Below are 23323 nucleotides of genomic sequence, written 5' to 3' on the forward strand. Positions count from 1 at the left end.
ATAGAGCCTGCCGCCGGGAGAAGGTAAAGCATCAGATATCGGGAGAGGTGAGCTTCATCAACGCTTCAAACTCCCCATCACATGCATTTCACAGCGGTGGCAGTCAAACCGCAGGCGGAAGGTGTCCTTGCCCATCTTGAGCTCCAGCGGCTCGGCCTTGAGGCCGGGCACCTCGTTCGGGCAGAGGTTCTGACTGTAGCGGATGCAGTGTTTGGTGATCATCAGCACCACTTCCCGCTCCTCCTTGTTCGCCTCATAAGCGGGGGCGATGCGCTCCACCCCGTGCTCGCGGAAGAACTGTTCGGCAGCGCTGTTCAGCACGTTGCCAAGGTAGGAGAGACGATGCTGGGGATAGTGGATATCCCGCAGCGCGATGCGTCGCTCGGGGCGCTGGTAGCTGGCCATACGCGCCGCCTCCAGCGCGGCGATGCCATCCCGGCGCAAGCCGTTGAGCATGGATGCGGCAACGAATAGCGGGTGAGTAAACGCCAACTCAATCTTGCGCGCCACAAACAGGGTATTGCCGAGTTTGCCAAGCTGATCCCGCGCCTGTTGCAGCGCCCGCTCCGGATTGTCAGCTGGCTGCTTGTCGCAGGGAAGCGCGACGGCGGCACTGATGCCCTGCTCGTCGGTAAGCGTAAGGTGCAAGCCCTCATCGCACTCAGCAAGCACCATATCGACCCGGATGCGGCGATCGGCGCTGGTCTTCTCCAGCATCTTGCTGAACGCCTGATCGTGGTTGCGGTAGATTTCGGTGCCTACCTTCAAGCCCGGCATGCGCTCTGACAGGAGTAACTGCTTACATTCCACCTTGTTGAGGCGCATCCCCACCAGCTCGTTGTTCTGCTTGAAGAAGCCAAGGCCATCGCCGTTGTTGAGGCTCACGGGCTTGCCGTCGATCTCGATGCCATCCTTGTTGACTCTGGTGACCCGGCCCATCGGCTCGCCCACGTATTTCGGGCTCCTGGTGGAGTCGATACCGGGCTGGCGGCCATGGAGGAAGTAGTCAGTGCTGCCGCGGTTGAAGCTCTTTTTGGGATCAGGCGTGAAGCTGTAGCTGCAACGGCCGGCCGAAGAGGCCACCAGATCGCTGCGGCTATCCAGAATGGCATCAAGCTTCTGCCGATACCAGGCGGTGACGTTCTTGACGTAATCGAGCCCCTTGAGGCGCCCTTCAATCTTGAAGGAGCGGATCCCCGCCTCGATCAGCGCCTCCAGGTTGTCGGTCTGATCCATGTCCTTGAGGGAGAGCAGGTGGCTATCGGCCACCAACACCTCGCCATCCGGCTTTTGCAGCGAGCAGGGCAAGCGACAGAGCTGGGCACATTCGCCACGGTTGGCGCTGCGGCCGGTGCGGGCATGGCTGATGTTGCACTGACCGCTGTAGGAGACGCAGAGCGCACCGTGGATAAAGAACTCCAGCTGCACATTGGTCGTGGCGCTTATCTCGCGGATCTGCGCAAGGGACAGCTCGCGCGCCAGCACCACCTGAGAGAAGCCCACATCCTGCAGGAATTTCACCTTCTCCGGGGTGCGGTTGTCGGTCTGGGTACTGGCATGCAGCGCAATGGGGGGCAAATCGAGCGCCAGCAACCCCATATCCTGCACGATCAGCGCATCGGCACCGGCTTCGTAGATCTGGTGAGTCAGCCGCCGGGCCTGTTCCAGTTCGTGATCGTGCAGCAGGGTGTTGAAGGCGACGAAGACCTGGGCACCGAAGCAATGGGCGTGGCGCGCCAGCGCTTCGATATCCTCGAGGGAGTTGCCCGCCGCGCTGCGGGCGCCAAAGGCGGGGCCGCCCATGTAGACGGCATCGGCGCCGTGGTTGATGGCTTCGATGCCGTAGGCGAGGTTCTTGGCCGGAGCCAGCAGCTCCAACCGGTTGGTGTGGCTTAACGGGTGCTTGTTCTGGTGCATGGTCTCGGGATCAGGGCGGACAGCAAATGGGCGCCACTCTAGGGCATTGCCGCCCTCCCCGCCTTGATCCCGCTTAAGATCACCGCAAAATACAGGATTGGATCAGACCCTTATCTCAGGGGCGCCGGATCAGAGCACCACCTTCAAGGCCAGCCCCAGCAGCACCAGACCGCTCACCTTGTCGATGACGAAGGACTTGGCCTTGAGCCAGGCCAGCAGCAGATCGTGCCGCGGAATGACTAGAGCACCACCTTCAGGGCCAGCCCCAGCAACACCAGACCGCTCACCTTGTCGATGACGAAGGACTTGGCCTTGAGCCAGGCCAATACGGGGCCACGAGAGAGCACCAGCGCCACCAGCACGTACCAGACAGCGTCGATCCCGCCGGCGGTCAGCATCATGATGCCCCCCTCGCGCCAGCCGGTGTCGGCATGCACAAACTGGCTGAACAGGGCGATGAAGAAGACCGCGAGCTGGGGGTTGAGAAAGGCCACCATAAAGCCTTCGAAGGCGCCTTGCCGACCGCGCAGTTGGTGCACCTCTTCGCTCGCCTCCCCCTTGGCAGGCTTGGCCAGCAGCGCCTTGACCCCGAGCCAGGCGAGAAATGCGGCGCCGCCGTAGCGGATAACATCAAACAGCAGCGGGGTCTGGGTGATCAGGATGGCCAGACCCAAAGCCGTGATCAGCGCATAGATGCCAACCCCGAAGCCGTGGCCAAGCGCGGTGGCCACTCCGTGTCCCTGCCCCCCCTGCACCGTGTTGCGGATGATCAGCGCCAGGCTCGGCCCCGGGCTGATGGCCCCCATCACGCAGATTGCGGCCAGTGCCAGCCAACTCGTCAGTTCCATGGTGTTCCTTGTCTCAAGCGGAATATGAATGTCTGCGCTCAGGGTAAAGGGCCCCTGGTTATGCCAGAAGTGAAAGTTGAGAATAGACCCCATAGCCAATGGCTATAGGCCAACACAAGCGTCTATTGTTAGCGGGGCGGGTTCAACACCTTCCGACTCGCCGCCACCGTGCGCTGCAGGTGCTCGCGCAGGAAGGGATAGGCCAGTTCGCGAAACCACTTGTGGGCCGGATCCTGGTGATGGCGCTGGTGCCACAGCAGATGATACTGCTGGGTACGGCTGGCAAACGGCAGATCGCAAAAATGCAGGGCGTGCTCGCAGGAGAGCTGCCAGGCGATGTGAGCCGGGGTGGTCAGCAGGCAGTCGGTGCGCAGCAACACCTCCACCGCCGCCTGAAAGAAGGGCACCCGGGCAAACCAGCGCCGGGACAGCCCCTGCGGTGCCAGCACCTGCTCCACCGGGCTGTCCTTGTCGCCACCGCCGCTCACCTGCAGGTGAGGCCAGGCGAGGTAGTCATCGAGACTGAGCGAGCGCCCTGCCAACGGATGGTGGCTACCCATCAACACCACCAGCCGATCTTCCCCCTGATGCAGGCCGCGGATCTGATCCGGCACCAGTTCGGTGATGGTGGAAACCATGTCCAGCTCGGATTGCCACAGCTGCGGCAGCAGGCGCTTGTCCCACAGGCTGTACTCCAGCGCCGCCAGCGGCGCCTCCCTGGCCAACGCCGCGCAGATATCCGGCAGAATGTGCTGAGCCACGTAATCGGAGGAGGCGAGCCGGAACACCCGCTCGCAGCGGCTCGGGTCAAAACCGGGGGCCTCGTAGAGTCGCTCCAGCGCACCGAGGGAGTCCGCCAGCTGGGCAGCCAGCGCCTCGGCCCGTGGCGTCAGCAGCCAGCGCTGCCCCTCCCGCACCAGCAACTCGTCGCCAAACTCGCTGCGCAGCTGGCCCAGCTGCTTGCTGATGGAGGGCTGGCTCAGGTGCAGCAGCTCCGCCGCCCGGCTGATGTTGCGGGTCTCCAGCAGCACCTTGAGGGTGGGCAGCAGGTTGAGATTGGCTTTGTGCAAGGGGTGATTCCATCCAGTGGTGAAAGCCCTATCTTAGGGCAGGCAAGCCCTGTGGTTTAAGCGAAATTTCCCGTCGGCACCCGCAACCTGGCGTGACCCAGCAGCCAGATAACCATGACCACAAGATGACAGTGGTTGCCCCGTGCGGCATAATTGCGCGATTTTCCGCCCGCGGGCGATCCACTTGAGAAGCGGTAACAAGATGAAATACGCCAATATCACAGGCTGGGGCAAATGCCTGCCTCCCTCCGTACTGACCAACGACGACCTCAGCACCATCATGGATACGTCGGATGAGTGGATCTACCCGCGCACCGGCATCAAGGCTCGCCGCATCTCCCACGTCAGCACCTCCGATCTGGCCACCCTGGCCGGACGTCGTGCGCTGGCCTGCGCCGGGCTGGAAGCCAGCGACCTCGACGGCATCATCCTGGCCACCGCCACGCCGGACAACCTGCTGCCGAGCGCCGCGTCTGCGGTGCAGAAGAAGCTGGGCGCCGTCAATGCCGCCGTATTCGACCTCAACGCGGCCTGCACCGGTTTCGTCTACTCCCTCTCGGTTGCCACCTCGCTGGTACAGACCGGCATGATGAAGAAGGTGCTGGTGATCGGCGCCGAGCGCCTCACCTATCTGCTGGACTGGGCCCGTCGCGATACCGCCGTGCTGTTTGGCGACGGCGCCGGCGCAGTGGTGATCGAGGCGAGCGAGCAGGAGAGCGGCCTGATCGCCAACAAGCTGGGCTGTGACAGCGAGGCGCGCGAGATCCTGCACGTGCCGAACTTCGGCACCGACCGGGTACGCTTTGCCGACATCGACGGTCTGTTTACCTTCAACTTTGAAGGCCAGGAGATCTTCAAGCGGGCCGTACGCGGCATGGGCGAAGCCACCAACACGGTACTGGCACAGGCCGGCATCGCTCCGGAGCAGATCGACCTGATCGTGCCGCACCAGGCCAACATCCGCATCATCGAGACCCTCGCCAAGCGCATGAACACGCCGATGGAGAAGGTGATGGTCAACATCGAACACTACGGCAACACCTCCGCCGCCACCGTGCCCATCGCCCTGTGCGAGGCACTGGAGCAGGGCCGCGTCCAGCCGAACAGCTATCTGCTGACCGCCGCCTTCGGTGCCGGCCTGACCTGGGGCGCCGCCATCATCAAATGGGGCGATCGCGTGACCCCCATCAAGGCGTGCGAGGCCGAACTGCCGCCGTGTGACAAGAGCGCGCTCGAGCTTATCGCTCATGCTGTGGAAGGGTGCCAGAAGGCCCATGCCGACGAAGCGTAAATCTATACATACAGCACCAAGAGCCTGCCAATGCAGGCTCTTTTTATTGCCGCGTCCAGCACTTCTCCCCTCCTCCCAGACTCCGGCCCTCCCATGGCTTCGGCTCCCGACGATGGCCCTGTGACAGTCGCCATATTCCAGTTTTCTCAGTAGCGCCCCCCCGAATAGGACCAATTTGTAACCAGCCCATTTTTTTGCGCTAACCTTACTGAGCTATTGATAACTAGCAAGTTGGCGCTTGGGTCCCTACCTGAGGGGACGGCGGTTCACCTTCTTCCATCCATATGCAGGGGCAAGTTCGCGTATGACAGACAACACAAGGGCACACTCCTCCCCTTTCTGGGAGCCTGTCAGCTGGGCCTGCGGCCTTGGCATGGGCCTGTTCAGCACCCTGCTGCTGGTACTTGCGGGCAGCCCCTTGCCGTATCTGCTGGCCAACCTGGTGCTGGCAGTGGCTGCCGCCCTGTGGGGTGCCCGCCACTACCACGCCAAACCTGCCGGCCAGCCCGATGAACAAGAACAGACTCCGTCATGGTCCGCTGCCGGGCTCAACCACTCCATCATCGGGCTCGAGCAGGTGTGCGAAAAGGCCGTGCCCATCTGGTCGCAACAGATTGAAAACTCTCGCCAGCAAACCGAAGGGGCCATGATTGACCTCACCCAGCGTTTTGCCGGGCTGACCACCAAGCTGGAAGAGGCGGTCGCCGCCTCCCACAACGCAGCCGGTGATCTGGGCGGCGAGAAATCCGCCGGCATGGCCGCCGTGCTGGCCGAGAGTCAGGCCCAGCTCAACCAGGTCGTCGCCATCATGCACTCCACCCAGGCCAACCGTGACGCCATGCTGGCAGAGATAAAAACCCTCACCGCCTACACCATCGAGCTCAACACCATGGCGCTCGACGTGGCCAAAATAGCCTCCCAGACCAACCTGCTGGCCCTCAACGCCGCCATCGAGGCGGCCAGAGCCGGTGAAGCGGGTCGTGGCTTCGCGGTGGTAGCGGACGAGGTGCGCACCCTGTCGCGCCTCTCCAGCGAGACCGCCCAGAAGATGACTGACAAGGTCGATACCATCAATACCGGCATCGGCCGGGCCTTCCAGATTGCCGAGAGTGCGGCGGGGCGGGATCAGGCCGCCGTCAGCGACGCCGAACACGCCATCGAACAGGTACTGGAGCGCTTTCGGATGGCCACCACCAGCCTGGCCGAGTCGGCTGCCCTGCTGCAGAGCGAGAGTACCGGGATCCACCGTGAAATTTCCGATGTCATCGTTTCGTTACAGTTCCAGGATAGAGTCAGTCAAATCCTTGGCCATGTTCGTCAGAACATGGACAGCCTCAACGATCACCTGATCTCGTCGCGCACCAGAACGCACCAGTCCGGCCCCATCCAGATCGATGCGGAAAGCTGGCTGGCAGACATGGAACTCTCATATGCCACCGATGAGCAGCGCAATATCCATCACGGTCGCAAAACCCCGACGGCAACCCCATCCAGCAACGCTGATGTCACTTTTTTCTAGGAGAGAGATATGGCCAAAACAGTCCTGATCGTGGATGACTCGGCAACCATACGCCAGGTCGTCGGCATGACGCTCAAGGGAGCCGGTTATGAGGTGATGGAGGCTTGTGATGGCAAGGACGCCCTCAAGAAACTCGACGGCAAGAAGATCAACCTCATCATCAGCGACGTCAACATGCCGAACATGGACGGCATCAGCTTCGTCAAGGAGGCCAAGAAACTGGCCAGCTACAAGTTCACCCCGGTGATCATGCTGACCACCGAGTCCCAGGACAGCAAGAAGCAGGAAGGGCAGGCTGCGGGAGCCAAGGCCTGGGTGGTCAAGCCGTTCCAGCCGGACCAGATGCTGGCTGCCGTCGCCAAGCTCATCATGCCCTGAGTCAGGAGGCATTCATGCCGCTGCATATCGAAACGGGCGAAGAGAAGACGGTTGTGGCCATTGCGGGCGAGATGACCATCTATACCGCAGCCGAGCTCAAACAGGCGCTCACTCCCCTGCTCTATCGCCAGCAAGAGCTGGAGCTGGATCTCTCCCAGGTCAGCGAAATGGACAGTGCCGGTCTGCAACTGCTGCTGGCCGCCAAGAAGACGGCGCTGCAGGGCGGCTATCCACTGCATCTGGTCATGCACAGCCATGCGGTACTCGATGCCCTTGAGCTGTGCCAGCTGGCAACCTTCTTCGGCGATCCCACCCTCATCCCCCACCCCGATCACGCCTAGCCGGTTCCACGGACAAGGAGTCATTCGTGAGCATCAATCTTGATCAGGCCCTGCAAACCTACATCGCCGAGGCGCGTGAGCTGCTCGAGGAGATGGAGTCCGCACTGCTGACGCTGGAAAACGAGCCGGACAATAGCGAGCTCATCGACGCCATCTTCCGGGCGGCCCACACCATCAAGGGCTCCGCCGGCCTGTTTGGCCTGCAACCCATCGTCAGCTTTACCCACATAGTCGAAGATCTGCTCGATCAAGTGCGCAACCAGCAGCTGGCGATCAGTGAAGCACTCATCAAGGATCTGCTGGAGAGCCGGGATCACATCGAACGCCTGGTCAGCCTGGTGGCCGAACAAGGGGAAGCGCTCGGTGCGGATGAACAGGCTCAGGATGAGCAACTGAGAAGCAACCTGGCACGCCATCAAACCACCAACCAAACCGGTCTGCCTGAACGCAACCCACCAGCCGAGACCAGCCCGGTCAGCAAGGAGGAGGGTCATGTCAGCGCCACGTCTCTGTGGCACATCTCCCTGCGCTTTGGCCCGGATGTGCTGCGCAACGGCATGGATCCCACCTCTTTTCTACGCTACCTCGGCACCATGGGTACCCTCTGCGCCATCGAGACCATTCACCATGCTCTGCCCGACTGGGAACATTTCGATCCGGAGAGCTGCTACTTGGGCTACGAACTCGATCTGGACACCCAGGCCGACAAGAATGCCCTGAGCGATGTGTTCGAATTTGTGCGCGATGACTGCCGTATCACCATCATTCCACCCCACAGCAAGCTGGCCGAGTACATCGACCTCATCAATGCCCTGCCGGAAGACAACGAGATGCTGGGGCAGCTGTTGGTCAAGACCGGCGCCCTGACTGCCAGCGAGCTGGTACTCGGGCTGCAAGCCCAGCATGAACAACCGCAGACCGACGCCGGCAAGCTGGGAGAGATCCTGATTGCCCAGGGTGCCGTCAGCGAGGTGGTGGTGGATGCCGCGCTCAAGAAGCAGAGCCAGAACAAGGAGAGCAAAAACAAGGAGGGACGCTATGTCCGGGTCCATGCCGACAAGCTGGATGACCTGATCAATCTGGTGGGCGAACTGGTGGTCGCCAGCTCGGGAGCCAACCTGCTGGCCCAGCGTTCACGGGACAGCCAGCTGCAGGAGGCCAACTCCACCATTGCCATGCTGGTCGAAGAGATCCGGGATGGGGCACTGCGCCTGCGCATGGTGCCCATCGGCGATACCTTCAACCGCTTCCAGCGGGTAGTGCGGGATGTCAGCCATGAACTGGACAAAGACATCGCCCTGGTCATCACCGGCGGCGATACCGAACTGGACAAATCGGTGGTGGAGAAGATCGGCGACCCCTTGATGCACCTGGTACGCAACGCCATGGACCACGGCATCGAATCGGCTGAAAGAAGAGTGGCCGCCGGCAAGCCGGCACGGGGTACCCTGACTCTCAACGCCTATCACGACTCCGGCAGCATCGTCATCGAAATCCAGGACGATGGCGCCGGCCTCAACAAGGCCAGGATCCTGCAAAAGGCGCAAGAACGCGGCCTGGTAACCACCAATGCCACTCTGACGGACCAGGAGATCTACCAGCTCATCTTCGAACCCGGCTTCTCCACGGCGGAGGCCATCACCAATCTCTCCGGCCGCGGGGTGGGCATGGATGTGGTCAAACGCAACATCCAGGCTCTGCGCGGCAGTGTCGAACTCGACAGCAAACCCGGCCTCGGCACCCGGGTCCAAATCCGGCTGCCGCTCACTCTGGCCATCATCGATGGTTTTCTGGTGCGCGTCAGCACGACCCACTACGTCATCCCCCTCGACATGGTGATCGAATGTGTGGAGCTGACCCAAAGCGCGCTGGCCGATACCCAGGGGCGCAACTACATCAATCTGCGCGGGGAAGTGCTGCCTTTTGTCCGGCTGCAGCACTATTTCGACGTCGAGGGCACCAGAGGTCGCAGGGAAAACATCGTGGTCGTCAGCCACGGCGGCAAGAAATCCGGCCTGGTGGTCGACGAGCTGCTGGGTGAATTCCAGACCGTCATCAAACCGCTCGGCAAGCTGTTCCAGCGCCTGCAGGGGATCAGCGGCTCCACCATTCTGGGAGGCGGTGAAGTTGCCCTCATTCTGGATATCCCCTCTCTCATTCAGCACGCCATCGAACAGGAGCTGGGCCAGTTGAGCCAGTACGCCATTCCACGTCTGCAAACCCAACCTAGAGTCAATTAACGCCAGGAGCCTGTCATGTTCAAAAACTCCACCATCAAGCTGCGACTCACCATTCTACTCTGCCTACTCTGCGCACTGCTGCTGGGAGTGGGTGCCTTGGGGCTCTACAACATGCAGAGCAGCAACAAGGGTCTGCAGCGGGTCTACAACGATCGGGTGGTGCCGCTCAAACAGCTCAAGACCATCTCAGACAATTATGCCGTCGCCATCATCGACAACGTCAACAAGGCCAATGCGGGCCTCATCAGTGCCGAAGAGGCGCGGCAGCAGATCCAGCATGCCCAGCAGCAGATCAAGCTGGAGTGGCAGCATTACCAGGCCACCAAGCTGACTGAAGCCGAACAGAAGCTGTCAGCCGAGGCCAACAGCCTGTTCAGCGCAGCGGATCGGGATATCACCCGGCTGGAAGCGTTTCTCTCGACCCAGCGCGGTGTCGTCACCGGCATGCTCAACGAATTTGATGGCAAGCTTTACAGTTCCATCGATCCCATCGGCGGCAAGATAACCGAGCTGGTCAGCCTGCAGCTCGACGTCGCCAAGTCCGAGTACGAGCAGGCGCAGGCCTGGTACGACGTCATGCTGCTCACCATGCTGGCGGTCGTTGCCGCAGGCATGGTAGCTGCCGCCTGGTTTGGCATCGTCCTTATCCGCAGCATCATCTCTCCCATCAACCAGGCACTGCAGGTAGCCAACCACCTGGCCGAAGGCAACCTTGATGTGACCATCGACATTGGTGCCCACGACGAAGCCGGACAACTGCTGCTGGCCATGCAGAACATGGTCAACAAGCTGAGCGCACTCATCAACGACATCGAGACCCTGGTGACTGCCGCCGTCGAGCAGGGAAACTTCAGTTACAAGATCGAACTGGATGGACGCCAGGGCTACATCAAGCGGTTGTCCGAACTACTCAACCGTCTATCCAACGTCACCGACACCAGCCTCAACGATGTGATGCGCATCGCCACCGCCCTGTCGCGGGGTGATCTGACCCAGAAAATAGAGCAACCCTATCCGGGCATTTTTGGCCAGACCAAGGATGGCCTCAACAGCACCATAGAGGCGCTGACCGCCATCATCGAAGAAGTACGCAACGCCGCCGACAACCTGACCAATGCCTCCAACCAGGTCAGCACCACGGCCCAGTCCCTGAGCCAGGCCACCAGCGAACAGGCTGCCAGCGTGGAAGAGACCAGCGCTTCCATCGAGCAGATGAGCGCCAGCATCAACCAGAACACCGACAACGCCAAGGTCACCGACAACATGGCCAGCAGTGCCGTGCTTGAAGCCACCGAAGGTGGCCGCTCGGTCCAGCAGACGGTGGCAGCGATGCAGCAGATCGCCCGCAAGGTCAGCATCATCGACGACATTGCCTACCAGACCAATCTGCTGGCACTCAACGCCGCCATCGAAGCAGCAAGGGCCGGTGAACACGGCAAGGGGTTCGCGGTGGTGGCCGCCGAGGTCCGCAAACTGGCCGAACGCAGCCAGATAGCGGCTCAGGAGATAGGCGAGCTCTCATCGAGCAGCGTCGATACTGCCGAGAAGGCGGGCAGCCTGCTCGACAAGATAGTGCCCTCCATTCGCAAGACTTCCGATCTGGTGCAGGAGATCAATGCCGCCTCCGGTGAGCAGGCCAGCGCCGCCAACCAGATAAGCCTCGCCATGAGCCAGCTCAATCAGGTGACCCAGCAAAACGCCGCCAGCAGCGAGGAGCTGGCAGCCACGGCCGAAGAGATGAGCTCTCAGGCCAATGAGTTGCAGCAAACCATGGATTTTTTCTCGCTGGAGAACCTGAGCAAACCGGCAAGGACTCACGAGAGCGGACATAAAGGATTGCCCCCCAGAGGCAAATTTGTCATGCCGACCCAGCACCCACTGCACGGCAATACGGCAGCGCAACCTCAGGTTGACGAGGCCGATTTTGTCCGTTTTTAACCGGAGAGCCCCATGAGCATGTCTACCGAAGTGGCCGTCCAGCCCGGCACGCTGGCCCCTGATAACCAGGGCGATGCCCAGTACCTGACCTTTCTCATCAACGGCGAGATGTTTGCCATCAACATTCTAGGGGTCAAAGAGATCATCGAATACGGCAACATCACCCCCATCCCCATGATGCCGAGCTTCATCCGCGGCGTGATCAACCTCAGGGGAGCCGTGGTCTCGGTGGTGGATCTCAATGCCCGCTTTGGCAATGCCCCTTCCAGCATCACCCGCCGCAGTTGCATCGTCATTATCGAGGGAGTGCATCCGGACGACCCGGAACACGGCAATCAGGACATCGGCGTGGTGGTGGACTCCGTCTCCGAAGTGCTGACCATTCCCTGCAATGAGATAGAGCCACCACCGAGCTTCGGGGCGCGCATCCGGGCCGACTTTATCAGCGGCATGGGCAAGGTAAATGGCAAATTTGTCATCCTCATCAATACCGAGAAGGTGCTCTCCATCGATGAGATGGCACAGCTCAGCGAACTGACCCAGCAGCAGGAACGGTTGCTGGAACAGAAGCCACAGACACCGTGATTCAGGCGTAGCAAGCAACAAGAGTGTCGCTCACCACACCACACAGCAATGACATGTCGCACAAGGATAAGGCTCATGACTCAATCATTTTTTGGCAATCTGTTCGGCAACGGCAGCGCTCATGCCTTGCTGCAGGAACAACTGCTCCAGCTCATTGGTGCAACCCGATCGCTCCAGCAGGGGATCAGACAAGGCGACCAGTCAGCCCAGCTGGAGCTGGGTTCGCTCAGCAGCCCGCTGCGGGAACTCTGTCAGGAGTTCAATACCGTGCTGGCGCTGCTGGGGGAGCGCCTTAGCAACACCCTCGCCACCATCAGTGCCAACCAGACCCTGTATGACGAAAACCTGCGAGTGCGCAAAGCGCTGGATGGCGCCTCGACCAATGTGATGATCGCCGATACCAATCTCGACATCGTCTATATGAATGAAGCCGTGCTCGCCATGCTGGGCCAGGCCGAATCTGACATTCGCAAGGATCTGCCCAATTTTGATGTCAGACAGCTGATGGGCAAGAACATTGATACCTTCCACAAAGACCCTTCCCATCAGCGCAGCATGCTGGCCAAACTGAACAGCACCTATCGCGCCCAGATAACCGTCGGGGGACGTATCTTCTCGCTGATCGCCAATCCGGTCTTCAACGATGGCGGCGAACGGCTTGGCTCCGTTGTCGAGTGGGCAGACCGGACCAAGGAGATCGCCATCGAAAACGAGATGAAGGCAGCCAGCGCAGCGGCCAAGATCGCCGCTGCAGAGAGCCTGCGCGTCAAGAAGGCGCTCGATGGTGCCAGCACCAACGTGATGATCGCCGACACCGATCTCAACATCATCTACATGAATGAATCCGTCAAAGAGATGCTGAGCCTGGCTGAATCCGATATTCGCAAAGAACTCTACAACTTCAATTCAGCCACCCTGATGGGGGCCAACATCGACAGCTTCCACAAAAATCCGGGCCATCAGCGCAGCATGCTGGCCAAGCTGAACAACACCTATCGCACCCAGATCCTGCTCGGCGGGCGCACCTTCTCGCTCATCGCCAACCCGGTGTTTGGTGACGATGGCGAACGACTCGGCTCCGTGGTCGAGTGGTCGGATCGCACCAAGGAAGTCGCCATCGAGCGGGAGATGTCGGAAATAGTGCAGGCGGTGATCAACGGCGAACTGCACCGTCGCATGGACCTGACCGGCAAGAATGGCTTCTTCCAGACCCTGGGAGAGGGCATCAATCGCATCGCTGAGGTGATCGATACCAGCCTCAACGACGTGATCCGGGTGGTGCAATCCCTGGCCAGAGGCGACTTGACCCAACAGGTCGAGGCCGACTACCCCGGAGTGTTTGGCACCACCAAGGACTCCCTCAACCAGACCATCGTCTCGCTGACCAATATCGTCACCGAAGTACGGGGCGCATCTGACAATCTCTCCAGCGCGGCCGAGCAGGTCAGCGCCACCGCCCAGTCCATCAGCCAGTCAAGCAGCGAACAGGCTTCCAGCATGGAAGAGACCAGCGCCTCCATCGAGCAGATGAGCGCCAGCATCAACCAGAACACCGACAATGCCCAGGTCACCGATGGCATGGCCAGCAAGGCCGCCAAGGAGGCCGTGGAAGGCGGTGAGGCCGTCAAGCTCACGGTCGATGCCATGAAGCAGATCGCCAAGCGGATTGGCATCATCGATGACATCGCCTACCAGACCAATCTGCTGGCCCTCAATGCCGCCATCGAGGCCGCCCGGGCCGGGGATCACGGCAAGGGCTTCGCCGTGGTGGCCGCCGAAGTGCGCAAACTGGCGGAGCGCAGCCAGGTCGCGGCCCAGGAGATCGGCGAGCTGGCCTCTAGCAGTGTCGACATGGCGGAGAAGGCGGGCCGTCTGCTCGATCAGATGGTGCCCTCCATCAACAAGACCTCGGATCTGGTGCAGGAGATCAGCGCCGCCTCCGCCGAACAGTCCACCGGCGTCAGCCAGATCAACATCGCCATGAATCAGCTGAGCCAGGTCACTCAACAAAATGCCTCCTGCAGTGAGGAGCTGGCCGCCACCGCCGAGGAGATGAGCAGCCAGGCAGAGCAACTGCAACTGGCGATGGAGTTCTTCACGCTGGAACAGCACAAGCACGGCGCCAACCAGAAGGCACCCGCCCGCGGTGGCCCACGGGGGCGTTTCATGCACGAGGGCAACGGCCAGGAAGGTGTAGGCACCACGCCCCGCCCTCACAATGACGCCGACTTTATCCGCTTCTAGCCTGATGCGGGTGGGCCAAGCTCACCCGCATCCCGCTCACCGCAGGGAGTTCGCGCGTGTATCAGACCCAGTTGCATGATGATGAATTTGCGCAGTTTCAACGCTGGATCCACCAAACGGCGGGTATCGACTTGTCACCGGCCAAGAAGGCCCTGGTCGCCAGTCGCCTGTCAAAGCGGCTCTGCCACTACGAGCTGGAGAGCTATGGCGACTATTTCAGCCTGATCATGAATAACCGGGGGGCAGAGCTGCAGGTCGCACTCGATCTGCTCACCACCAACGAGACCTATTTTTTCCGCGAACCCAAGCACTTTGAATTTCTCGGCAACAAGGTATTGGCACAACTGCCAAAAGAACGGGCGGTGCGGATCTGGAGCGCGGCCAGCTCTTCCGGTGAAGAGCCCTACAGCCTGGCCATGACCCTGGCCGACAATCTGAACCATGGCAGTTGGGAGGTCATCGCCTCGGATATCTCGACCCGGGTGCTGGAGCAGGCCAGAGCGGGGCAATATCCCATCGAGCGGGCCCACAACATCCCGCTGCCATTTTTGATGAAGTACTGCCTGAAAGGGGTCGGTTTTCAGGAAGGCACCTTCATCATCGATCGCAAGCTGCGCGAGAAGGTGCAGTTTCATCACATCAATCTGAATCAGGAACTGCCCGACATCGGGCTGTTCGACGTCATCCTGATCCGCAACGTGATGATCTATTTCAACCGGGAGACCAAGGCCCAGGTACTGCAACGGTTGGTGCCGCGCCTGCGCAAAGGGGGCTATCTCATCGTCAGCCATGCCGAGAGCCTGAACGGTCTGCCCCATGGTCTGCAACTAGTATCGCCTTCCATCTATCTGAAACCATAAGGGTTTCAATATGAGAGAGGTCTCGCTGCAACCGGGTGAATTCTATTTTGGGCAGGATGACACCATCATCCGCACCCATCTTGGTTCCTGTGTGGCCATTACCATGTGGCACCCGGAACAGAAGCGAGGCGGCATGTGCCACTACATGCTGCCCAGCCGCGGTCACAGCACCATGAGTCTGGACGGTCGCTATGCCGATGAGGCAATTCAGCTATTTATCAATGAGATAAGCAAATATCCCGCCCCCATCCACGAATACGAGGTCAAGCTGTTTGGTGGCGGCAACATGTTTATCGAACAACAAACGCTCAACACCATGAATGTGGCCATCAGAAACATCAAGGCTGCCTGGCAACTGACCCAGCACCTGGGCCTCACCATCAAGGCCCACCATCTTGGCCATGCGGGACACAGAAGCCTGATTTTTGAGCTGGCCAACGGCAATGTCTGGGTGCGTCATCACCGCTTGCCACATCGCTAAGGGGACGGGAATGAAACAGATCAAGGTCATGCTGGTGGATGATTCCGCCGTGGTCAGGCAGGTATTGCAGGCCATTCTCGAACAGGAGCCGGATATCAAGGTCATCGCCACCGCGTCTGATCCGCTGTTTGCACTGGAAAAGCTGAAGAAGGAGTGGCCGGACGTGATCGTGCTGGACGTGGAGATGCCGCGCATGGATGGCATCACCTTCCTCACCAAGATCATGGCCGAGCACCCCACTCCCGTGGTCATCTGCTCTTCCCTGACCGAAAAGGGGGCTGAGACCACGCTGCAGGCCATGGCCGCCGGCGCCGTGGACATCATCACCAAGCCCACCGTCGGCCTGAAAAGCTTTCTGCAGGAGTCGGCGCAGGAGCTGGCCATGGCGGTACGCGCCGCCGCCCAGGCCAATGTCAGACGACTGGCCAAAGTGCCCGCCCCCAGCGTCGCCCCCAAGCTCAACGCTGACGCCATCATGCCCGCCGCCAGCCAGCATGCCATGGCTCAGACCACCGAGCGGATCGTGGCGATCGGTACCTCCACCGGCGGCACCCAGGCGCTGGAGGCCGTGTTGACCACCCTGCCCAGGGTCTGCCCCGGCATTGTCATCGTGCAGCACATGCCGGAGAAGTTCACCGCTTCGTTTGCCGAGCGGCTCAACAACCTGTGTCAGATAGAAGTGCGAGAGGCCAAGAGCAATGACAGGGTGATCCCCGGGCTGGCGCTGATCGCCCCCGGCGGCAAGCACATGCTGCTCAAACGCAGCGGCGCCTACTATCACGTCGACGTGATGGACGGCCCCCTCATCAACCGCCACCGCCCTTCGGTAGACGTGCTGTTTCGCTCGGTGGCCAAGTTTGCCGGCGGCAATGCCACCGGCATCATCATGACCGGGATGGGGGATGACGGCGCCCGCGGCTTGCGGGAAATGCTGGAGGCGGGCGCCAACACCTTCGCCCAGGATGAGGCCTCCTGCGTGGTCTTCGGCATGCCCAAGGAGGCCATCAAGCTTGGTGCCGCCCGCCATGTCTTGCCGCTGCAGGATATCCATCACGCCATCGTGGGCCGCTAGCAGGCAACAGAGAGATGAGATGAGACGACACAGCCCGGTATGACCGGGCTGTTTTATATCAATGCGGCATATCGTCGAGCAGGGCAAACAGGCGGTCAATCTCGGCCGAGGTGTTGTAGTGCATGCAGCCTATGCGCAGCACCCCATCACTCACACCCAGTTGCTCAACCAGTGCCAAGGCATAGAAGTGGCCGGCCCAGCTGCATACCTGATGCAGCCCCAAAAACTCGGCCATCTCGGCCGGGGTATGGCGGTTTGACGTCAGGGCGAAGGTCGGGGTGCGCCCCTGGCTGCCGTGAATGCCGTGCAGGGTGAACCAGGGCCGCTCAGCCAGCTTGGCCAGCAGATGCTCGCTGAGTTGCCGTTCATGGGCCTGGCTGCGGGCAAACGCCAGATCGAGGCGCGCTTCCAGCTCATGCTCTGCGTCGTCCAACCCGGACAAGGAGGCCAGGTACTCGACGGTGGCCTCCACCCCGGCCAGTGCTTCCCAGCTCTGGGTACCGGTCTCCCACTTGTAGGGCGCCACGTTCTTGGCCGGCTCAACCTTGTAGGGAGTGAAATGCGCCAGGTGACGATGCTTGCCGTAGAGAATGCCGAGATGCGGGCCGAAGAACTTGTAGGCGGAACACCCCAGAAAATCGCAATCCCAGGCTTGCACATCGATACGCTCGTGGGGCGCAAAGTGAACCGCATCCACATAAAGCAGCGCCCCGACCCCGTGCACCGCATCGGCGATGCGAGGAATATCGACCAGGGTGCCGGTAGTATTGGAGGCCGCCGTCACCGCCACCAGCCGGGTCTTGGGCCCCAGCAGGTTGAACAGATGCTCATAGTCCAACCCGCCGGTGGCCACGTCCACTCTTGCCTGATGCACCACTACGCCGCGATCCGCCGCCGCTTGCTGCCAGCTGGAAACGTTGGAGTAGTGATCGAGCGCGCTGACGATGATCTCGTCACCGGCCTGCCACTCCCGCGCCAGCGCTCGGCTGAGCGCAAAGGTCAGGGTGGTGAAGTTGGCGCCGAACACTATCTCCTCTGCCCGCTCAGCCCCCAGCAACGCAGCCACCGCCTGCCTGGCCCGCAGCGCCTGCTGCTCGGTCACCCTGGCCGAGAAAAAGGGGCCGCCCAGATTGGCGTTGAAGTGACCGAGGTAGTCGGTCATGGCGGTGAGTACGGCATGTGGCACCTGAGCGCCGCCGGGGCCATCGAAGAAGATGGGGGCTTTGCCCTCAACCAGCTGATTGAGAGCGGGAAACTGGCCGCGCAACACGGCGATATCGAGAGCCTGCATAGGGAGAGTCCACAATCCATGTTAACAGTTGAATAACATGGCGAGAGTAAAATGCGGCAGCAGCAATGTCCATCAAGGAAGCGGTCAGCCATCACACTTAGAAGAGAAGGTGACTTTTTCAGTACAAAACGCTACTCGGTATATCTTGTCTGATGACGCGTCACACCCGCGATGAGTCCTGGATCCGGTCTGACAGCGACAGGGAAGTCGTTGATAAGCGTGAAAAATGAGCGACAAATATCAAAAAATGACCGAATGGCACTTTTTTATCGCCAGATAGGCCCACCAGGGGTTCACAAAGAGCGAAGATCTGATAGTATGCGCCTCGCACTTGGGGAGGGGTTCCCGAGCGGCCAAAGGGATCAGACTGTAAATCTGACGGCTCTGCCTTCGAAGGTTCGAATCCTTCTCCCTCCACCATTCAAGTGCAACAATCAGGAAAATACCCCGTGGAGGGGTTCCCGAGCGGCCAAAGGGATCAGACTGTAAATCTGACGGCTCTGCCTTCGAAGGTTCGAATCCTTCTCCCTCCACCATCTTCCTGAACACAACATGCAAGGCCCCTGTGGAGGGGTTCCCGAGCGGCCAAAGGGATCAGACTGTAAATCTGACGGCTCTGCCTTCGAAGGTTCGAATCCTTCTCCCTCCACCATCATTCAAGAAAACCCGGCCCAGTGCCGGGTTTTCGCTTTTCATGCCTTTCTCCATTTGACACTGTCAGATCTGACAATTGCCTGCCGGCCCGCTTTTGGAAACAGTATTGCCATCGCATCAAGAGACATGACCATGTTCGAGATCTGGGATGAAAAGGGACAGGCAACCGGGCTGAGTCTGCCGCAACTGCAGCAACGACTGAGTTCCTATCGCGGCGAGGTGATGGTGCGTTACATCAACCGTATCGGCCTGCCCACCACCCTGTTTCTGACCATCGACCAGGGCCTTGCCTATCAGCGCTTCAAAGCCGATACCCCCCTGCTCGACTGGACCTGGTTGGCACAGGCCGTACAGCCCGCTCCCTCCTCCGGTCATCCTGCGTTGTCATCAAAGAGCCACAGCAGGCTGACGACAGTCTCGGGATAGTGCCGCTAGCTCATCGACAAGTTGTTGCAAAACATCGCGAAATTTCGTCAGCTCCACCTCGCATCCTGCCCGCCCATCTTTGCGGATTTGCTCTTCCAGATGCCATGCCTGCTCTGCCACTTCGTCAACCCTCATCATGGCTATCGTTCCCGCCTGTCGATGCACCCAATTTGCAAGCGCCTTGTCATCCTCATGGCTCAAGCCAAGGGATTGTTCCAGATCCTGACGAAACGACAGCAGCATTGTCTCAAGTGAAGAACCAAATGCTGCCTGTAACAGGTTGATGTCGAGCAACCTGGGGACCGGCAATATCTGCCACTTCATCAGCATCTGGCGCAGTCCGTCCATGAGTACGGGCTTGCCCAGCACATCATTCATGCCGGCCGCCAGACAACGCTGTGCCTGCTCCGGCAACACGTTGGCCGTCATGGCAATGATGGGAAGTTGTGCCAGCCCCTCTGTGGCCCGCACCCGGCGGGTAAACTCATAACCATCCATCACCGGCATCTGGCAATCGCACAGGATCAGGTCATAGCGGTGAAAAGTCAGCATGGCGAGCGCCTGTCGACCATTCTCAGCCAGATCGCACTGCAGATTGAGCTGTTTGAGCTGGCGCTGCACCAGAACCTGATTCAGATGGTGATCCTCGACGACCAGCAATCGCTGCTGCAATGGTGGTTCATCCGTTCCACCTGACGGAAAATCGGACGGCAGTTGCTCTGCCAGGCTCAGCTGGCGATAGCAGACATCCCTCACGGCCTGCCAAGTCAGGGGATTACTGTTGAGGCAATAATGACCATCATCACCAAGCTGATAACCCAGCACGCTGCCAAGCGGCGCAACACTGATGGTGGCCGGTTCGCTCAGGTCACCAAACAGCAAGTCTGCGCCCTGCGGGGCTTCACACAACCTAAGCCCCAGCGACAACAGATGCAGCCGCAGCGTGTGGCGCAGTTTGCCATCCGGCAATGCCATAAAGGCACTCAGCCCCGCCAGCTTGGGATCCGGCTCGTGGCGAGCTTCCAGTCCCAGGGGGATAGACAAGCCGGTATGGGTACCCAGCCCTGGGGCACTCTCAAGCCTCAATCGCCCCCCCATCAGCGTCGCCAGCGTCCGGCTGATACTGAGACCGAGTCCGGTCCCCCCATAACTGCGGGTCGTGGCGCCATCCGCCTGCTCGAAGGCATTGAAAACACGGGCCTGCACATCTTCGCTCATGCCGATGCCGGTATCCCGCACCCCAAGCAACAACCACTGCTCTTCATTTGTCTCTCCCTCTACCCTGATCGACAGTTCGATGAAGCCGCGCTCGGTGAACTTGATCGCATTGCTGGCCAGGTTGAACAGCACCTGCTTGAGCCTCAGCACATCACCATAGAAACGGGCGCCCACTTCATCATCAACACGCAGATAGAGTTGCAACCCTTTGCGCTGCAACTCGCTACTGGTCATTGTCAGCACGCTGTCGATGAGCTCACGCAGCAGAAAGCTGGTGGGTGCCAACTCCATCTTGCCGGCATCCAGCTTGGAGTAATCCAGCACATTGCCGATCAGCTGGAGCAGTCCTTCCGCCCCCTGATTGATGATGCCCACCATCTGGCGCTGCTCCGGATCGAGCGAGGTAAAACGCAGCTGTTCCGCCATGCCGATGATGCCGTTCATGGGGGTCCGGATTTCGTGGCTCATGGTGGCGAGGAAATCGGCCTTCTGCCTGGCGGCTAGCTCGGCCGCCTCCTTGGCAAAGGCCAGATCGGCCTCCACCTGGCGCCGGCGGGTTATCTCCTCGCGCAGGTGAAAGTACGCGATAGAGAGTGAAAGAATAAACAGGGTGATACCGGCACCGACAGGGATCAGAGTGCTGATCAGCTTGTGCCATGAAATCCCTTCGTTGTAGTTCACCGCCAGCCAGCTATTGCGGATCTGCCGCTTTTCCTTGTCACTCATGCTGGCGAGTACCCGATTGATGAGCGGCAGCAGCGGGGCATAGGCATCTCTCACCGCGACCGCCAGCTCATCTCTGAAAGGAGTGGGAGCGACAATATGCAGCGAGTCATCAAAATACTCGTTGATGAGCCGTGATATCACCGCCAGATTGCCCATATAGGCATCCCCCTTGCCGGAGGCCACCATCGCCAACCCCTCTCTTGGGCTGGAAACAACCGTGGTCTGTATGTCAGGGATCCGGGACTTCAACTCGGCGATCAACAAGCTGTCGGTGACGATCAAGTGCTTGCCCGCCAGCTCTGCAAATCCCCCAAAAGTGCTGCTGCCACGAGACATGGCAATGACCACGGGAAAGGACGCAATAGGTTGGCTCACCTGCCAACCCGCAACCCTCTGGCTGATTCGAATAGGAATGACTGCAATATCAGCGTCTTGATGGAGCAATGCCTGCAGCAACTCTGGCCAACTCTGATCAACACGGTATTGATAGGCCAAGCCCAGCTTGTCCTTGAATACATCCAGATAGTCGCCTATCAACCCCGTCAATTTACCCTCGTGATCCGCATAGGAAAACGGCACCCACCCAGGAATAAAACCCAGCCTAAGGGGAGGCAGACGGGAGAGCCACTCACGCTCATCAGGGCGCAGTAAAAAACCGCTGTGCCCCTGAAAACTCAAACTGCTGTCACCCAGCCAGCTTTGCTCCAGAGCGCTGCGCTCCTCTACCGTCAGCGCCTGAATCGCGGTATCAAACCGGACTCCCAGTCTGGATTTATGTTTGCTGATACCAAGGTGAAGGCTCTCCATCAACAAGGGGGCCTGAGCGACCACGGCCAGTTCTGGATGTTGGGCAATAAACTGATTCGTGACATGCAAATTGCCAATATAGGCATCGGCTCGTTTATCCAGCACCGCCTGCAAAGCAGAACTGGAGTCCCGAAATAGAATACGAGACACATCGGGATAATGGATCCTAACCAGCTTTTCGGTCAGAAAACCAGCTTCGATAGCGATACGAGATTGATTCAAACCACTGACATCACGGAAGAAAGGAGAGTCATGGCGCACCACGACCACAGTCGATGACGAATAATAAGGGCGCGTGTATGAAATGCATTCCCGCTCTTCCGCGCGAAAAGCATCCAGTAGAATATCGACCTCACCACGACAACTGGCCGCATATAGGCGAGTCCAGTCCGGATATACTTTCCACTCAATCCGGTAATCAAGGTTCTTGGCCAATATGCTGATCAGGGCGACGCTGAAACCACTGGCATTATGACCATCCCACTGCTGAAATGGCCCCCACCCCCCCCACTAGTAACCCGACACTTACTGTTGGTAATAACGCGTTTTTTTTCGCAAAGAGTGGTTGACTGAATATACTGATATTAAATACCAGTATAACGATTATGCATCGGGATATAGCCACATGAGAACACCTCATCGTGCCAATCCTGAAAAAGGTGACATCATATAAACGCTCGAAAAAATGCGGTGCGCAAAGTAGTATAGAAATGAGATGTTTGGTAGTTTAAATATTATTCGCTGTTTTATATGGGGCTCACCTATGTCTTTCAAGATCATTCTTGCCGACGACCATCCACTGATACTGGCAGGTATCCGCAGCCTTATTGCACACAATCAGCCTGGTTGCGAAGTTGTTGCCGAAGCACATCAAGTCTCCGAACTTTTAAACACATTAAAGAAACATCCCTGTAATCTATTGATCACTGACTTCAGTATGCCAGGGGATGAACGCAGCGATGGGCTGACCATGATCCAGCAATTGAAACGAGATTATCCTACCCTACCTATTCTGGTGCTGACCCAGATCCACAATGCCGGCATCTTGCAGTCATTGCTCCAATTGGGGGTAAGCGGTGTCCTGCTCAAAAAAGCTGTGATCAGCGAACTATCCGAAGCCATTCGTCAAATATTATCTGGCCACAACTATATCGGCAGATCAGTGAAAACCCTGCTGGCCGAAGCGGGCCTGGATCACCAGACCAGCCTGGGTCAACTTACCCCCAAGGAGAGCGAAGTCGTGCGTTTATTAGCCAGTGGAATGTCTGTCACCCAGGTGGCCGAGTACCTGCACCGCAGCGTCAAGACCATCAGCACCCAGAAAAAGAGTGCCATGGTACGCCTCGGCCTGCAAAGCGATAGCGACCTGTTTCACTATGCCAAAGAGCAAGGGCTGGCCTGAATCTTGACCTTGGTG

At 59.5% G+C, this 23323-nt stretch carries 18 protein-coding genes and 3 tRNA genes; 16 read left to right on the top strand and 5 right to left on the bottom strand.

From position 1 onward, the window contains the following. Nucleotides 1-57 precede the first annotated feature (57 nt). From OKB87_RS16480 to OKB87_RS16490, 3 genes are all read right to left on the bottom strand, one after another. Nucleotides 58-1917, bottom strand: coding sequence for a peptidase U32 family protein (locus OKB87_RS16480; RefSeq protein WP_270828023.1), 1860 nt, complete (start codon nucleotides 1915-1917; stop codon nucleotides 58-60). Nucleotides 1918-2156: 239 nt separating this feature from the next. Beyond that, nucleotides 2157-2765 carry a LysE family translocator gene (locus OKB87_RS16485; RefSeq protein WP_016349742.1) on the bottom strand — a complete coding sequence of 203 codons (609 nt, stop codon included), beginning with the start codon at nucleotides 2763-2765 and terminating at the stop codon, nucleotides 2157-2159. A gap of 128 nt (nucleotides 2766-2893) precedes the next feature. Continuing rightward, entirely contained in the window at nucleotides 2894-3835 is a 942-nt protein-coding gene (locus tag OKB87_RS16490) for a LysR family transcriptional regulator (protein WP_042049609.1), read from the bottom strand. Between the two features lie 202 nt (nucleotides 3836-4037). Here OKB87_RS16490 and OKB87_RS16495 point away from each other — a divergent pair, with 202 nt between their 5' ends. The 11 genes from OKB87_RS16495 (at nucleotide 4038) to OKB87_RS16545 (ending at nucleotide 16784) form a co-directional block, all read left to right on the top strand. Then, complete coding sequence (locus tag OKB87_RS16495) at nucleotides 4038-5126, top strand: ketoacyl-ACP synthase III (RefSeq protein WP_270828024.1); 1089 nt, start codon at nucleotides 4038-4040, stop codon at nucleotides 5124-5126. Nucleotides 5127-5430: 304 nt separating this feature from the next. After that, nucleotides 5431-6645 carry a methyl-accepting chemotaxis protein gene (locus OKB87_RS16500; protein WP_270828025.1) on the top strand — a complete coding sequence of 405 codons (1215 nt, stop codon included), beginning with the start codon at nucleotides 5431-5433 and terminating at the stop codon, nucleotides 6643-6645. A 9-nt stretch (nucleotides 6646-6654) separates the two neighbouring features. After that, a complete protein-coding gene (locus OKB87_RS16505) occupies nucleotides 6655-7023 on the top strand; it encodes a response regulator (protein WP_011704967.1) in 369 nt (122 codons plus the stop codon). A gap of 14 nt (nucleotides 7024-7037) precedes the next feature. Then, nucleotides 7038-7364 carry an STAS domain-containing protein gene (locus tag OKB87_RS16510; protein ID WP_017408761.1) on the top strand — a complete coding sequence of 109 codons (327 nt, stop codon included), beginning with the start codon at nucleotides 7038-7040 and terminating at the stop codon, nucleotides 7362-7364. A 26-nt stretch (nucleotides 7365-7390) separates the two neighbouring features. Beyond that, nucleotides 7391-9604 (top strand): chemotaxis protein CheA, encoded by a 2214-nt coding sequence (locus OKB87_RS16515; protein WP_270828026.1) that lies wholly within the window; start codon nucleotides 7391-7393, stop codon nucleotides 9602-9604. Nucleotides 9605-9619: 15 nt separating this feature from the next. Beyond that, the gene (locus tag OKB87_RS16520; protein ID WP_206819474.1) at nucleotides 9620-11542 is read left to right on the top strand and encodes a methyl-accepting chemotaxis protein; all 1923 of its coding nucleotides are present in this window, start codon (nucleotides 9620-9622) and stop codon (nucleotides 11540-11542) included. 12 nt (nucleotides 11543-11554) lie between these two features. After that, on the top strand, nucleotides 11555-12127 hold the full coding sequence (locus OKB87_RS16525; RefSeq protein ID WP_016349735.1) for a chemotaxis protein CheW: 573 nt from the start codon (nucleotides 11555-11557) through the stop codon (nucleotides 12125-12127). 75 nt (nucleotides 12128-12202) lie between these two features. Then, on the top strand, nucleotides 12203-14371 hold the full coding sequence (locus OKB87_RS16530) for a methyl-accepting chemotaxis protein (RefSeq protein WP_270828027.1): 2169 nt from the start codon (nucleotides 12203-12205) through the stop codon (nucleotides 14369-14371). Between the two features lie 56 nt (nucleotides 14372-14427). Further along, nucleotides 14428-15231, top strand: coding sequence for a CheR family methyltransferase (locus tag OKB87_RS16535; RefSeq protein ID WP_029301656.1), 804 nt, complete (start codon nucleotides 14428-14430; stop codon nucleotides 15229-15231). A 10-nt stretch (nucleotides 15232-15241) separates the two neighbouring features. After that, nucleotides 15242-15712, top strand: a complete 471-nt coding sequence (gene cheD, locus OKB87_RS16540; RefSeq protein ID WP_011704960.1) for a chemoreceptor glutamine deamidase CheD — start codon at nucleotides 15242-15244, stop codon at nucleotides 15710-15712. Between the two features lie 10 nt (nucleotides 15713-15722). After that, the gene (locus tag OKB87_RS16545; protein WP_041216427.1) at nucleotides 15723-16784 is read left to right on the top strand and encodes a protein-glutamate methylesterase/protein-glutamine glutaminase; all 1062 of its coding nucleotides are present in this window, start codon (nucleotides 15723-15725) and stop codon (nucleotides 16782-16784) included. A gap of 58 nt (nucleotides 16785-16842) precedes the next feature. Here OKB87_RS16545 and OKB87_RS16550 read toward each other — a convergent pair whose 3' ends face one another. After that, on the bottom strand, nucleotides 16843-18075 hold the full coding sequence (locus OKB87_RS16550) for a cysteine desulfurase-like protein (RefSeq protein WP_270828028.1): 1233 nt from the start codon (nucleotides 18073-18075) through the stop codon (nucleotides 16843-16845). A gap of 335 nt (nucleotides 18076-18410) precedes the next feature. Between OKB87_RS16550 and OKB87_RS16555 the strand changes: the two genes are divergently transcribed. From OKB87_RS16555 to OKB87_RS16570, 4 genes are all read left to right on the top strand, one after another. Next, nucleotides 18411-18495: transfer RNA gene (locus OKB87_RS16555), tRNA-Tyr, on the top strand. Nucleotides 18496-18526: 31 nt separating this feature from the next. After that, nucleotides 18527-18611, top strand: a tRNA-Tyr gene (locus OKB87_RS16560). 31 nt (nucleotides 18612-18642) lie between these two features. Beyond that, nucleotides 18643-18727 (top strand) — tRNA-Tyr (locus tag OKB87_RS16565). A 134-nt stretch (nucleotides 18728-18861) separates the two neighbouring features. Continuing rightward, complete coding sequence (locus tag OKB87_RS16570) at nucleotides 18862-19155, top strand: hypothetical protein (RefSeq protein WP_270828029.1); 294 nt, start codon at nucleotides 18862-18864, stop codon at nucleotides 19153-19155. Here the strand turns inward: OKB87_RS16570 and OKB87_RS16575 are convergent. Continuing rightward, nucleotides 19117-22341, bottom strand: coding sequence for a response regulator (locus OKB87_RS16575; protein ID WP_333563328.1), 3225 nt, complete (start codon nucleotides 22339-22341; stop codon nucleotides 19117-19119). The two genes, OKB87_RS16570 and OKB87_RS16575, sit on opposite strands and share 39 nt — an antisense overlap. Nucleotides 22342-22669: 328 nt before the next feature. Between OKB87_RS16575 and OKB87_RS16580 the strand changes: the two genes are divergently transcribed. After that, nucleotides 22670-23308, top strand: a complete 639-nt coding sequence (locus tag OKB87_RS16580) for a response regulator (protein ID WP_029301659.1) — start codon at nucleotides 22670-22672, stop codon at nucleotides 23306-23308. The last annotated feature ends 15 nt before the right edge of the window (nucleotides 23309-23323 follow it).

Origin of the sequence: Aeromonas sp. Y318-1, assembly GCF_027706125.1 — a bacterium.
Lineage (GTDB): Bacteria > Pseudomonadota > Gammaproteobacteria > Enterobacterales > Aeromonadaceae > Aeromonas > Aeromonas hydrophila.